Source organism: Kitasatospora sp. NPDC041917 (genome assembly GCF_055589745.1).
On the sequence record NZ_JBVJBI010000002.1, the window covers coordinates 457,545 to 470,453 of the forward strand.

The 12,909-nt window shown below is 72.3% G+C and carries 10 protein-coding genes and 2 pseudogenes; 7 read left to right on the forward strand and 5 right to left on the reverse strand.

Annotated elements, in window-relative coordinates:
• Positions 1 to 753 precede the first annotated feature (753 nt).
• Positions 754 to 1,923: a cytochrome P450 family protein gene (locus ACZ6EM_RS03735; RefSeq protein WP_465771550.1), complete on the forward strand. Its 1,170-nt coding sequence runs from the start codon at positions 754 to 756 to the stop codon at positions 1,921 to 1,923.
• A gap of 236 nt (positions 1,924 to 2,159) precedes the next feature.
• Positions 2,160 to 3,329, forward strand: coding sequence for a CopD family protein (locus ACZ6EM_RS03740; protein WP_465771551.1), 1,170 nt, complete (start codon positions 2,160 to 2,162; stop codon positions 3,327 to 3,329).
• A 178-nt stretch (positions 3,330 to 3,507) separates the two neighbouring features.
• Here ACZ6EM_RS03740 and ACZ6EM_RS03745 read toward each other — a convergent pair whose 3' ends face one another.
• Positions 3,508 to 4,539 carry a hypothetical protein gene (locus ACZ6EM_RS03745; RefSeq protein WP_465771552.1) on the reverse strand — a complete coding sequence of 344 codons (1,032 nt, stop codon included), beginning with the start codon at positions 4,537 to 4,539 and terminating at the stop codon, positions 3,508 to 3,510.
• A gap of 86 nt (positions 4,540 to 4,625) precedes the next feature.
• Between ACZ6EM_RS03745 and ACZ6EM_RS03750 the strand changes: the two genes are divergently transcribed.
• The 3 genes from ACZ6EM_RS03750 to uppS all read left to right on the forward strand — a co-directional run bounded on the left by ACZ6EM_RS03750 (position 4,626) and on the right by uppS (position 6,577).
• The gene (locus tag ACZ6EM_RS03750) at positions 4,626 to 4,925 is read left to right on the forward strand and encodes a PadR family transcriptional regulator (RefSeq protein ID WP_465771553.1); all 300 of its coding nucleotides are present in this window, start codon (positions 4,626 to 4,628) and stop codon (positions 4,923 to 4,925) included.
• Entirely contained in the window at positions 4,922 to 5,713 is a 792-nt protein-coding gene (locus ACZ6EM_RS03755; protein WP_465771554.1) for a hypothetical protein, read from the forward strand. The genes ACZ6EM_RS03750 and ACZ6EM_RS03755 overlap by 4 nt, the downstream gene beginning before the upstream one ends.
• A gap of 87 nt (positions 5,714 to 5,800) precedes the next feature.
• On the forward strand, positions 5,801 to 6,577 hold the full coding sequence (uppS, locus tag ACZ6EM_RS03760; RefSeq protein ID WP_465771555.1) for a polyprenyl diphosphate synthase: 777 nt from the start codon (positions 5,801 to 5,803) through the stop codon (positions 6,575 to 6,577).
• A 479-nt stretch (positions 6,578 to 7,056) separates the two neighbouring features.
• On the opposite strand, the pseudogene ACZ6EM_RS03765 reads toward uppS, so the two are convergent.
• A pseudogene (locus ACZ6EM_RS03765) lies at positions 7,057 to 7,245 on the reverse strand (flavodoxin family protein); the annotation flags it as partial.
• Between the two features lie 583 nt (positions 7,246 to 7,828).
• On the opposite strand from ACZ6EM_RS03765, the gene ACZ6EM_RS03770 reads away from it, so the two are divergent.
• Entirely contained in the window at positions 7,829 to 8,056 is a 228-nt protein-coding gene (locus ACZ6EM_RS03770) for a hypothetical protein (RefSeq protein WP_465771556.1), read from the forward strand.
• Between the two features lie 350 nt (positions 8,057 to 8,406).
• On the opposite strand, the gene ACZ6EM_RS03775 is transcribed toward ACZ6EM_RS03770, so the two are convergent.
• From ACZ6EM_RS03775 to ACZ6EM_RS03785, 3 genes and pseudogenes are all read right to left on the reverse strand, one after another.
• Positions 8,407 to 9,054, reverse strand: a complete 648-nt coding sequence (locus ACZ6EM_RS03775) for a hypothetical protein (RefSeq protein WP_465771557.1) — start codon at positions 9,052 to 9,054, stop codon at positions 8,407 to 8,409.
• 160 nt (positions 9,055 to 9,214) lie between these two features.
• Positions 9,215 to 9,870 (reverse strand): annotated as a pseudogene (locus ACZ6EM_RS03780) (ATP-binding cassette domain-containing protein); the annotation flags it as partial.
• A complete protein-coding gene (locus ACZ6EM_RS03785; RefSeq protein WP_465771558.1) occupies positions 9,828 to 10,829 on the reverse strand; it encodes a LacI family DNA-binding transcriptional regulator in 1,002 nt (333 codons plus the stop codon). The gene ACZ6EM_RS03785 and the pseudogene ACZ6EM_RS03780, both read right to left, overlap by 43 nt.
• A 217-nt stretch (positions 10,830 to 11,046) precedes the next feature.
• On the opposite strand from ACZ6EM_RS03785, the gene ACZ6EM_RS03790 reads away from it, so the two are divergent.
• Complete coding sequence (locus ACZ6EM_RS03790; RefSeq protein ID WP_401054258.1) at positions 11,047 to 12,783, forward strand: amidase; 1,737 nt, start codon at positions 11,047 to 11,049, stop codon at positions 12,781 to 12,783.
• The last annotated feature ends 126 nt before the right edge of the window (positions 12,784 to 12,909 follow it).

A 12,909-nucleotide genomic window follows, 5' to 3' on the forward strand; every position in this document is an offset into this window, starting at 1 on the left:
ATCGAGCGCGCGGGCAGCCCGGCGGCCCGGTGGTATCCGAACCCGGACTCGACGGCGCTTCGGGCGCCTGGATCAGTGGAGCGGTCCCTCGAAAGCGACAGCGCTGGCGACGCCGAGGAAGATGCACTGGTGAGCTGAGCATGGGGGCCGAGGCGATGATCGCCCCGCCGCGCAGACGAGCATGGCAGCAACATCACGCCGTCGCCATAGGCCATGCGGAGGCTGTCTCAAACGAGGCACATCGCAACGTCATATGCCTGCATGACCAAGGCGCCGTGGCGAAATCCGTCCCGTGCCCCATGAAACGCGCCGATTCTTGACGACGGCCCGTCGCAGTGTCCGCCGGCGGACCTGCTGGCGAATCTGCCGGTGAACCTGCCGGTTCGGTCACGGTAGTTCGTCCACGCCCCGAACCGCCACGGCCGGGCCGGGTTCGCGGGCACCGTCGACGCCGCCGGTGACAACGCCCTAGAATCCCATTCGCGCTCGCGCCGAAGAACGTCCTCGACCGCCATCCGCCCACCCGGGAAGACCTCCGCACGGCGATCACCACCCGGATCGAGCGAACCGACCACCGGCGCCACCGACAGCTCCGAGTGAACCGTTCGACCCCCCTCGACGTCGAGACGATCGCGAAACGCCACCGCCCCCGGCGGCACACCACCCAGCTGTCACCGATCAGTACGTCGGTCCCGGCCGTTCGCGCCCGGCACCCGGCGCCCGGATCCGGTGACATCCAGTCAGGAGGCAGCGATGCGAGCCACGTTTCCCCTCACCACACCACACCACCTCGACAACGAGCCCGAAGCCGAGGCCCTGCTCGCGAAGGCTCCGGTCGTCCTCGCGTCGATGGGTACGGCCGACGTCTGGCTCGCCCTCTCCTACAAGGCGGTGCGCCAGGTTCTGAGCGACAGCCGGTTCAGCCGGGAGGCGGCCACACTTCCGGGCAGCCCGCTGAAACTGTCCGTCGCCGCCGACCCGTTACTGGTCTCCAGCCTGGACGGCGAGCGCCACGCCCGCCTGCGCAAGCTGATGTCGCAGGCGTTCAGCCCGCGCATGGTCGATCAGCTCGAACCACGCGTGCAGTCCCTTGCGGACTCCCTGCTCGACTCCCTCGATCCAACCGCGGATCTTGTGGCAGGTCTCTGCGCTCCACTGCCGTTGATGGTCATCTGCGAGCTGCTCGGCGTGCCCTACTCCGAGGCGGAGGCCATCCGCAGGTGGACCAGGCGGCTGTTCGTCACGGACATCACTTCGGACGAACTGCGGGCCGCACAGGGCGAGATGCAGGACTGGCTCGCCGATCTGGTGCGTCAGAAGCGGGCGCAGCCGGACAACGGGCTGATCTCGGCGATGGTCGCCGCCAACGACGAGGGCGACCACCTCACCGAACCCGAGCTGCTGGCCAACCTCGAAGGCCTGCTGATCGCCGGCCACGAGACGACCGTCAACCAGCTGGGCAACTCGTTCCTGACCCTGCTGCGCCACCCGGACCAACTCGCGCTGCTGCGGTCGGCACCGGACCTGATCGGACCGGCGGTTGACGAACTACTGCGCTACAGCAGGCTTTTCACCTCGGCCGAGGTCCGGGTCACGACCGAGCCCGTCGATCTGGAGGGCGTCGAACTGGGGGCGGGAGAACCGGTGTTGCCGGTCATCGTCGCGGCCAACCGCGACCCCGGCGCGTATCCGGATCCCGGCCGCTTCGACATCACGCGTGAAGGACCGGCAGCGCACCTCGCCTTCGGGCACGGGCCGCACTTCTGCCTCGGCGCGATATTGGCCCGCCGGGAGATGCGGGTGGCGATCGGGTCCGTGGTGAAACGGTATCCGGGACTGCGCCTCGCCGTTGACGAGTCCGAGCTCGCCTACGTACCGGAACTGGTCTTCCGCGGCCTGCAGGCGTTGCCGGTCACTTGGTGATCCGTGGCCTCCGCCGCTCCCGCCACGGCTGTGCCGGCGAGCGCCTGCCCCGGCGCCCCCCGGGGGGGGACCGAGAGCATCGGACTCCGGTGCCTGGCAACCTTCGCACCAGGCGAAATGGCGACGGGGCGCTCCCCGGAGTGCGGACCGATAGGCAGCTCACAAGATGATGACGATTGAACAACCGCAGCCCTCCAGGTAACTTAGGGGACCCTTATTTAGGGTAGCCTCACCTCATGCATCACGCCCTGCTGGCCGCGGACACGGCCGGATACACCATGCCCCAGCTCTGGCGGGTCCTCACCAAGGCCGGCTACTTCATCGGCCTCAGCGGAGCCCTCGGCACCACCATCACGTACGCGACCACCGTGCGCCCGGCACTTCGTGCGCCGGAAACCAGCCGCCAGGACGCCGAGGCCCTGCGAAGCAGATCAGCGGCCTACCTCGCCTGGGCAGGGGTGGTGCTACTGGTCGCCGGCTACTTCCAGCTCGCCGCCCGTCTCGCCCGCGCCGGCAAGGGCATACCGTTCGGCGATGCCCTCGCCCCGGACCGGATCTGGGACTACCTCCACGCCCCGGCCGCGAAGGGCGCCTGGATCGCCCAAGGCAACGTCTACCTGGTCCAGAACGCGGTCCTGGCCGTGACGGCCGCAACGCTGATCGCCCTCTTCGTGCCCGCTGCCCGCCGCCACACGGACGCCATCGCCCTCACCGCGCTGCCGCTCTCCCTCGCCGTCACCCTGATCGCGGCCGTCCCCGCCACCAAGCCCGCCGACCTCGACCGCTGGCTCGACCTCGCCTTCGACCAGACCCACATCATCTCCGGCGTCGTCTGGCTCGGTGGCCTCGCCCTCCTGGCCGCCCTCGCCGGCACCCGTGGCCGCCTCGGCGACGGCGCCGGTCTTCTCTGGGCCGACATGTGGCGCCGGTTCAGCCTCGTCGCCATGATCTGCGTCGGCGCCGTCACCGTCTCCGGCCTCTGGCTCAGCTGGAAGCACGTCGGTGCGATCTCCCAGCTGTGGACCACCGGCTACGGCATCGCCCTGCTCGTCAAGATCCTCCTGGTCGCCGGCCTCGTCGCCGCGGGCGCCGTCAACCAGTTCTGGCTGATGCCCCGCATCGCCCGGGCCCGCCGCGCCGACGACACTTCCTCCCTGCTCCACCTGACCCTGCGGCACTTCCCGAAGGTCGTCTGGGGCGAGGTCGTTCTCGGCGTCGCCGTCCTCGTGGTGATGCCCTTCATCGCCGGCTCCGCCCGCACCGAGGCCGGCAGCGCCAAGGCCGTCTCCTCCGGCAGCATCTTCGCCGCCGGCGCCGCCCTCGTCATCGCGCTGGCCGTCTCGCTCTACGCCACGGCCAGGGCTTCCGACGCCCTCTCCCACCGCCCGGTGGCAACGACCGCCTGAACAGAACGCCCACACCGAGCCGCACAAGCGGCCGGGGAGATGGGGCCGTGCGGGGCCCGCTCCGTTTGTCGAAGCCCGCGCCGATCCGGCGGGGGCTTCGACGACCTCCAACAGGCCCTGGCTCCAAGAGACATGACAACCGCCGTGCAGCAGCCGACCGCCCCCACGTCCGCGGCTGTCACTCCCTGGTTCCGGTCGCGGCCACACCGAAGGTGAGCGCGCCCGCCAGTAGCGCGCAGGCGAGTGCGAAGGCCGCCCACTGTCCGATGGAGTCGACCTGGTCGCCGAGCCCGAGCAGCCGCCAGGCGGTGTCCCGCAGCGCCAACGAGACCGGCAGCGTCAACGCGCCTGCGGTGGTCGCGATCCGGGCGGCCCGTCGCGTCCCCGATGCGGGAGGGGACGCGGCGAACCGCAGGACGCTGTTGCAGATCATCACGAAGGCGAAGGTTCCGCCCGCGAAGACCGCGGCCTCCACGGTGAAGAGCAGCGCCCCGGGCCAGCCCTCGCCGGAGGCCAGTCCCGTGGCGACCAGCAGGCCGGCAGTGAGGGCGGCTGCGGCGGCGAGCGGGGCGAAGCGCGGACGCACGAAGCCGAGCACCGTGCCGCGGCCGATCAGCGCGGCGAGTGCGCGCCCCGCGCGGGAGCGGGGGCCGGCGAGCAGGTTCGCGAGGGGCGCGAGGTCGTCCAGCCAGTCCCCGTCCGTGTCCTCGGCCCCGCGCACCGGCTTCGGTAGCCGTCGGATCGCCCGGAGGTGCAGCAGCAGGCTCCCGGCCGTCATCCCGGTGAGCGGCAGCAGGGACGCGATCAGCCAGGGGGTGCCACCGTCCCAGGACGCGCGGTCCGCCCGTGCGGCCACCGCGGCCCAGTCGGTGGCGAGCGTGGCGGCGACGAGCAGCGTGCAGACCAGCGCGGCCCGGAGCACCTGCTCGACCCGGTAGCGCGGCAGCGGCCGGTCGCGGCGGCACAGCAGCGCCCGGACCGCACCGAGCGCACTGAGCAGGGGGACGAAGAACATGGTGAAGGTCACCACCGCGTCGTACGGATCGCCCTGCCAGGGGCTGCCGGCCCGCACCGAGCGAACCTGCGTCGTCAGGTAGGCGAACAGGGTGAAGGCGGCGGCGCCGGCGGCGGACGTCGACAGCGCCGCGGCCGCGGCGGGCCGAGCGGGGTGTCCGACGTCCAGCTGATCGATCGTCACGTCGTTGCGCATGACGGCGATAGTACACATCGCGTAGTACGTGGCACGTAGTTCGCGGCACGTAGTATGGTGCTCCGTCAGATCGGAAGGAACGACACATGCAAGCCAACGACGCCCAGACGCTGGTGCTCTGCGCGCTGGCCGACGGGCCGATGCACGGATACGCCATCAACACGGCGATCGAGGAGCTGACCGGGGAGCGGCTGGGCCCCGGCAGCCTGTACGGGGCGCTGGCCAGGCTGGAGACGAAGCGGCTGATCGAGCCGCTCGACGGGCAGGGCCGCCAGCGCCCGGTCCAGCTGACGCCCCTCGGCCGCGACGTTCTGGAACGCGAACTGCGCGCCATGGCCCGCGTCGCGAACGCGGGACTGCGGCGCCTGGGGGTGAACCCGGCGTGAGTATCGTCACCCGGAGCCTGGTCAGGCTCTACCCGGACGCCTTCCGCGAGCGCTGGGGCTCGATGGTGGAGGACGAGGCCCGTGGCGCGGGCTGGAAGTCGTGGCCCAACCTGGTCGCGGGCATCGTGGACATGTGGCTGCACCCCGCCCACTGGCCCGCCGACTCCCCGGCACAGCGCCAGCGGCGGGTGGCCACCATGGGCATCACGGTCGCCCTCGCCGCCTGGTTCCTGAGCCACCTGGCCGCCGAACAAGCCGGCCCCCTGCCCGCCGACGGCGTGCGGAACGGAGTCATGCGCGGCTGCACCACCCTGCTGCTGCTCGGCATCGCCCTCGTCGCACCCCGGCCCCGGCCCACGCCGAGCGCCGCGATCACGCTGCTCGGGTGGGCGCTCCGCCGTCTCGCCGTACCCACGCTCCTCGGCACCACCGTGGTCGTTCTGGTGCACGGCGGCGTGGACGCGGACGCCTCGCCGCCCACCCTGCGCACCGCCGTGCTCGCCGCCTGGTGGATCTCCCTCGGCCTCGGCGCGATCCAGATCCCCCGCATCTTCACCGGCATCGGCGCGGACGCCGTCGTGCCACCCGGCACCGGCCGCCTCCGGGCCGGCGTACGGACCCTCGCCGGTGCCAGCGCCACCGGCGGCGCGACCATCCTCGGACTCTCCATCGCCGCTGACGGATTCCACCCGCTCGGCGCCGGCATCGGCGTGGGCCTGCTACTGCTGACGGCGGTGTGCGCGGGCACCCTGAGCGACCTGCACGACCTGCACGACCTGCACCACTGAGCGACCTGCCGGCGGCGTCGTGAGCCGCTCGGCGCCCGCCCGAGCGGCTCGCCCAGACCGGCAAGCCGCTCCCGACCCACCCGGACGGTGCTCATGCCCGACCTGCTCCGCTCCCTCTACACCCGCCGCCTGCGCCGCGAGGTCATGGCGGGCCCACTGCCCCGGCACATCGGGCTGATCATGGACGGCAACCGCCGCTGGGCCCGGCAGATGGGCATGGCCAACCCGAGCCTCGGCCACAAGGCGGGCGCCGAACACGTCGAGGAGGTGCTCTCCTGGTGCGAGGCACTGGGGATCAAGCACATCACCGTCTTCGTCTGCTCGACCGAGAACCTCCAGCGCCGCGGCGACACCGAAGTCGCCTACCTGATGCGGCTGATCGAGCAGGTGGTCACCGACCGCCTCACCCGCCCGGACGCCCGCTGGCAGGTCCACCTCGCCGGAATGACCGACGCCCTGCCCGACAGCACCGCCCGCGCCCTCAAGGAGGCCGTCGAGGCCACCCGCACCTGCACCACCGGCGCCCACGTCACCCTGGCCGTCGGCTACGGCGGCCGCCAGGAGGTCGTCGACGCCGTGCGCGACCTGATGTACGCGCGAGCCGAGTCCGGCGCATCCCTGACCGCAGTGGCCGACACCCTGACGGTCTTCGACATCGCCCCGCACCTCTACACCGCCGGCCAACCCGACCCCGACCTCGTCATCCGCACCAGCGGCGAACAACGGCTCTCCAACTTCCTGCTCTGGCAGAGCGCCTACTCGGAGCTGTACTTCTGCGAGGCCCACTGGCCCGCCTTCCGCGAGGTCGACTTCCTGCGCGCCGTCCGCAGCTTCGCGGCCAGGCAACGGCGATACGGCAGCTGAGCCCGGTTCTCGCAGGGCGTCGCCCGCTCGGCTGACACCCGTCTTCAGCTTCGGGTGCCCTGACCGCCCGTCGGGCCGCAAGCGGCCGACACCGAGGCCGGCTCAGCCCGCAGCACCCCACCCGTACAAGTCGGAAAGCTCCGAGAGGACAGCGGAGACAAGCTGATCTTCGTCGGACGAGGTATCCGCAGGGCACTCTCACGGCACACAAGGAGTGAAAACGCTGCCGAACAGTTAAAACCCGTGAACGTTATTTCCGCAGGTCAGCAACATTGTCGGCGCCCCGGCCGCAGGTCAGGGGGATGCAGTACCCGTACAAGCCGCTACGGCACCTGAAGGCCCACACCCACGAAATGCCAAAGCCGGAACATGGCCGCCGACGACCGACGTCTCAGAACTCTGCGTTCCCTTCCTCCGGAACACAGAGCGCCGACCATCCGTGCAGACAGCTGTCCCACGGGTCGGTCGGAGCTGCCCATTCAGCGGTGTTCGGGGTTCTCGAAGTCGAAGCGGCAGCCGGCGTCCCACTCGGAGCGCTGGTTGCCGTGGGCGGGGATGCCGCCGGCGTCCTTGAGCATGCGGGCGAGGTGGAGCTGGTTCCAGGTCATGAAGGTGGTGTTGCGGTTGGTGAAGTCGTTCTGCGGGCCGCCGGAGCCCTCGTCGAGGTAGGGCCTGTGTGATGCTGTGATCAATCTTCGGGTTCTGCCCCGCTCCGGGGCAGAACCCGGTAGGCCCGTTTGATCTGACGCGCAGGCAACTCACCGACGAGCAGTGGAGTTTGATCGAGCCCTACCTGCCGATCGGCAGGTTCGGGCCCTGCCCCGAACGGCTTCGTCGCGCCGGCCGGCAGGAGCATTTCGAGTCGAATCACGAGGCCCCGCCAGCCTCGTGGGCCGCTTTCCGTGAATGAGAAATCCCGCCGAATGACAGGGCAGGCGGCATTGCGGCCGCCGCTCGTCATTCCCTCCCCTCTTTCCTTTCCTGCTGCCGCAGGCTGTGGAGAGGCTGTAATCCCGCAGGTGCACAGTGTCCAGACTCGGTGCTTCGGCAACTCCACCCGAATCATGGAATTGATATGAGAAAGCTTCTTGACCTGGGATTTTCGACTTACCCGAGAAGCCTCGGCCCGAATGAGGCGCAGGGTGTCCTTACTCGTCGGCGGCGGACGAGGAGGTCGTCTCCGCCACCCCGGAGTCCGTCGCCGGATTCATCCTCACCGGCGGCGGCGACACCTACGGGCGCCGCGTCGCCGTGGTCGGCAAGGGTGCGCCGATCCCGGACGCCGAGAGCGGGGCCGTCATCAGGGTCGACGTGCCGTTGCCGCACCAGGCCGTCAACCACGAACTGCTGTCCCGCGGCCTGGTCCACCCGGCGTTCCGGAGGAATTCGACCAAGGGCCTGCACCGCAGCATCGATGCCCTCGGCGACACGATCAAGCTGCGCCCCCGGATCGAGGACATCGTCCTCGTCGAGAAGTGAGCCGTAGGCGTCGCACCCGGGTCCGATGGGACTCGCCGAGGGCCACGATCCCAGCCCGGGGCCTGCAGGCGGTACCGACCCGAGGGAGCGAGGGGTGGCAGGATGGCCGCGACACGCGCCCACCCGGTCGGAACGTCACGCGTCCTGACATCCAGCGGACAGGAGGCGCGACCCGCCGGGGAAGGTGGAGGGTCCGACACGGGCGGACCGGCCTCGGCCCTGGCCGACTCTCGACGCACTTCTTCGAACACGGAAATGCCCGGACGGCACCGTCCGGAGATCTCGGAGGAACGGAATGAATCTGCGTCGCCCGGCCGCGACACTCGTGGCGGCCGCTGCCCTCGGAAGAGTCAGTGGAACACGATGGCGTGCCCGCCGGCGATGCTCGCCAGGCATGCCCGGTAGAGCCCGCGCCAGGCGAACCGCTCGGTCTCGAACGGTCCGTCCGTCACGGGATCCGCGGCCGGCCCGGTCTCCCCCGCAGCGAGGGGAACACCCTCCTCGTCGAGGTCGATGCCGATCGATGACGCGATGCCCGAGAGTTCGGCCAGCAGGCGCTGGCTGGAGCCGACGATTCCGCCGCCCTCGACTCCCGCCTCGTCGGGGAGGAAGAGCGGGTCCTCGAAGTCGACCGGCACGTAGTAGCCGGCGCTGTCGGAATGGCAGAGCAGGTGGGAGTCGAACCTCGTCGTCTCGTCCCGGACCTTCTCGCAGTCGAGTTCGTACTGGTGCTCGCCGACCTCCAGAGCCGACGTGACGGGTTCGCCGAACTCCTTGAGGACCAGAATGCGGCGCAGCTGGGTCAGGTACCCGTAGGGGAAACCGGCGGAGAAGGTGCGGGTACGGGGCGGATCGGTGATCTCCGGCTCCTGCCAGCCGATGTCCTCCGCCGTCAGCGCCCGGCTGAGGCGGGCGAAGGCGGAGCGGTGGTACTCGAGCCCCTCGGCATCGTTGCGAGCCTGGTCGTCGAGGAGTCCCACGGATATCGAAAGTCCCATGGGCCTCACTGTAGGAGCGGCCTCCGACAACGCCGGCCCCGCCCCCGCGGCGGCACCGGGGCGGCTGGGGACGCCACGGTCGCACGTCCGTGAGGTCCCCGGCCGGAGCACCCGCCGAGACACCGCTCCCCCGGGCCCCGCCGGGCCGGGGCACCACCGGAGGCGGTCGGGCGCGGGCGTCCTCCGGGACGCCGAGGGCCAGGAGGAGGCGGTCCCGCAGGTCGGCGAAGGAGGGGTGGCGGCGGTCGGGGCCGGCGGGGACGGTCGGGCGCAGGTCGAGGGAGAAACGGCCGTCGACGACGACGAGGAGGCGGTCGGCGAGGAGCAGGGCTTCGTCCACGTCGTGGGTGACCAGCAGGACGGCGGGGCGGTGACGGGCGCACAGGTCGCGCAGGAGGCCGTGCATGCGCATGCGGGTGAGCGCGTCGAGGGCGCCGAACGGCTCGTCGAGCAGCAGGAGCCGGGGCTCGCGCACGAGCGCCCGGGCGAGGGCGACCCGGGCGGCCTCGCCGCCGGACAGGGTGGCGGGCCACGCGTTCTCCTTGTCGGCAAGGCCCACCTCGCCAGTGCCGCGCGCCCGAGTTCGCGGGCGGCGGCGCGCGGGCCGGGCAGTGCGAGGGCGATGTTGTCGAGGACCCGGCTCCAGGGCAGCAGCCGGGCGTCCTGGAACACCACCGAGCTGGGCTCGGGCACCTCGATCAGGCCCTCTCCCGCTCCGGCCCGTGCCCGCCCGTGCCCCGCACCCGAGGCTCGAAGGAACGCGTGACCCGGTGTCAGGCCCGGCCGGCCGTGGACGCCCGGACGTTCAGCGTCCAGTCGTGGCGACGGACGGTGCCGGGCTCGACCGTCCCGGCCAGCAGGTCGCCGAGAAGGGCCGCGCAGGCCCGGCCGTAGTCCGCGGGCCGCAGATCGACCGCCGTCACCTGCGGGCTGGATCCGCGTGCGGCGGCGCCGTCGACACACGCCGCCACCAGCAGGTCGGTCCCCGGGCGCAGGCCGGCCCGCGCCGCGGCCGCGAGCACCCCGGCCACCGCCCCGTCGGGGGCGCTGATCACCGCGTCCAGGCCGGGGACGCCGGCGAGCAGGTCCGTGGTGATCGCCTCGACTTCGGCCGGGGTCGCCGCGAACGGCACCGGCCGCACGACCACCTCGGCGCCCTCCCGGCGGCTCCAGGTCCGCGCGGCGTCCCGCAGCGCCGCCGCCCAGTCCGAGGCCGGGCCGGGCACCAGCAGCGCCGGGCGGCGGGCGCCGCGCTCGGCGAGGTGGTCCAGCAGGGCGAGCAGCGAGGCCGCGTTGTCGCACACCACCGCGCCGCTCGGCGCGGCTCCCCCGCCGAGGTGGCGCTCGCCGGTGACGACCGGCACGCCCGCGTTCAGCAGGTCCGGCACGGCCTGGTCGTCGAGCTCGGGGTCGATCACCAGCAGGCCGTCGACCCGGGAGGCGAGCCCGCCGCCGGATGCCGTGCCGGGGGCCAGGAGCACGAGGTCCAGACCGTCCTCCCTGGCCCGTTCGACGGCGCCGAACGCCAGGTTCATGTAGTAGTCCAGGCGGGTCGCCGTGCGCGGCAGGTGCAGTCCGATCGCGCCCGTACTGGATCGGCGAAGGCTGCGCGCCGCGCTGTTCGGCCGGTAGCCGAGCTCCCGGGCCACCTCCCGGATCCGCTCCCGGGTGGCCTCGGCGACGCGGCCGGAGCCGCCCAGCGCGTTGGAGGCGGTGCTCTTGGACACCCCGGCCACCCGGGCCACGTCGATCAGGGTCACGGAGCGGCTGGTCACAGCCCGGAAGTCTAGACCCAGCCCGCACCGATCTTCATTCCGGCTCCCACCACCTTGCTGGAACGTTCCAGCAGTACGTAAAGTGCGCTGATGCTGGAACGTTCCAGCACCAGCTGCCGACCTCTGCACCCGGCCGTACGACCGGACGCACGCCGACCGCGGACCGTCCGACCGGCGGTTCGCACACCCCGACCCGACCCATCCAGGAGACACCCGCATGACGCGCGGATTCGATGTTGTGGAGACCGGTATCGCCGAGCTGCGCGCGGCGCTGGAGAAGGGCGATGCCACCGCGGTCGGCCTGCTCGACGCCTACCTCGCGCGGATCGAGGCGTACGACCGGCCGGGCACCGCCACCGCGCTCAACGCGATGGTCGTGATGAACCCGGACGCCCGCGCCGAGGCCGAGGCCTCCGACGCCCGCCGCGCGCGCGGCGAGACCCTCGGCCCGCTGGACGGCATCCCGTACACCGCCAAGGACAGCTACCTCGCCAAGGGCCTGACCGCCGCGGCCGGCTCTCCGGCCTTCGAGCACCTCGTGGCCCAGCGCGACGCCTTCGCCATCGAGCGGCTGCGCGCCGGCGGGGCCGTGCTCATCGGCCTCACCAACATGCCGCCGATGGCCAACGGCGGCATGCAGCGCGGCGTGTACGGCCGCGCGGAGAGCCCGTACAGCGCCGACTGGCTCACCAGCGCCTACGGCTCCGGCTCCTCCAACGGCTCCGGCACCGCCACGGCCGCCTCGTTCGGCGCCTTCGGCCTCGGCGAGGAGACCTGGTCCTCGGGCCGGGCCCCCGCCTCCAACAACGCGCTGTGCGCCTACACGCCCAGCCGCGGCGTCATCTCGGTGCGCGGCAACTGGCCGCTCGTCCCGACCATGGACGTCGTCGTCCCGCACACCCGCACCATGGCCGACCTGCTCGAACTGCTCGACGTCGTGGTCGGCGACGACCCGGAGACCCGCGGCGACCTCTGGCGCGCCCAGCCCTGGGTGGAGCTGCCCGCCGCCTCGCAGGTGCGCCCCGCCTCCTACCCGGAGCTCGCACCCGCCGACCCGGCGGCGGCGCGCGCCGCGCTGGCCGGCAAGCGCGTCGGCGTCCCCCGGATGTACATCAACGCCGACCCCGACGCCGGCACCAACCCCGAGGGCGGCATCGGCGGCCAGACCGGCCGGCCGATCGACACCCGCCCCTCGGTGATCGACCTGTGGGACGCCGCCCGCCGCGACCTGGAGGCGGCCGGCGCCGAGGTCGTCGAGGTCGACTTCCCGGTCGTGACCAACTACGAGTCCGACCGCCCCGGCGCGCCCTCGCTGTTCACCCGCGGCCTGGTCGGCCGCGACTACCTCACCGTGGAGATCGAGGACCTCTCCGCCTGGGCCTGGGACGACTTCCTGCGCGCCAACGGCGACCCGGCGCTGGCCACCCTGGCCGAGGTCGACGGCGACCGCATCTTCCCCAAGCACGAGGGTGAACTCCCGGACCGCTACGACAACTTCGAGGACTCGGTCGGCGACTACCCGCGCTTCGTGCGGGAGCGCCCGTACGCGTCCTTCACCGACATGCCGCACCTGGAGCAGGGGCTGCGCGGGCTGGAGGAGACCCGCCGGGTCGACCTGGAGCTGTGGATGGACGGACTGGGCCTGGACGCGGTGGTGTTCCCCGCCGTCGCCGACGTGGCGCCCGCCGACATGGACGTCTCCGAGGCGTCCGCCGACCTCGGCTGGCGCAACGGCGTCTGGGTCGCCAACGGCAACCTCGTCCCCCGCCACCTCGGCATCCCGACGGTCACCGTCCCCATGGGCACCATGGCGGACGCCGGCATGCCGGTCGGCCTGACCTTCGCGGGCCGCGCCTACGACGACAACGCCCTGCTGGCCCTCGCCGCCGCCTTCGAGGCGACCGGCAGCCGCCGGACGGAGCCACCGCGCACCCCGCGCCTGTCGGCGAGCTGAGGACGGCCGTGGGGCCCGGGGGGGGGGGGGGGGTGGGGGGGGGGGGGGGGGGGGTGGGGGGGGGGGGGGGGGGGGGGGGGGGGGGGGGGGGGGGGGGGGGGGGGTGGGGGGGGGGGGAAAAAAAGA

Bases quoted from the DNA above. Each gene is read 5' to 3' on its own strand.
- ACZ6EM_RS03750 (WP_465771553.1), top strand. From the start codon at position 4,626: ATGCAAGCCAACGACGCCCAGACGCTGGTGCTCTGCGCGCTGGCCGAC.
- ACZ6EM_RS03735 (WP_465771550.1), top strand. From the start codon at position 754: ATGCGAGCCACGTTTCCCCTCACCACACCACACCACCTCGACAACGAG.
- ACZ6EM_RS03745 (WP_465771552.1), bottom strand. From the start codon at position 4,539: ATGCGCAACGACGTGACGATCGATCAGCTGGACGTCGGACACCCCGCT.
- ACZ6EM_RS03775 (WP_465771557.1), bottom strand. From the start codon at position 9,054: ATGGGACTTTCGATATCCGTGGGACTCCTCGACGACCAGGCTCGCAAC.
- ACZ6EM_RS03790 (WP_401054258.1), top strand. From the start codon at position 11,047: ATGACGCGCGGATTCGATGTTGTGGAGACCGGTATCGCCGAGCTGCGC.
- ACZ6EM_RS03740 (WP_465771551.1), top strand. From the start codon at position 2,160: ATGCATCACGCCCTGCTGGCCGCGGACACGGCCGGATACACCATGCCC.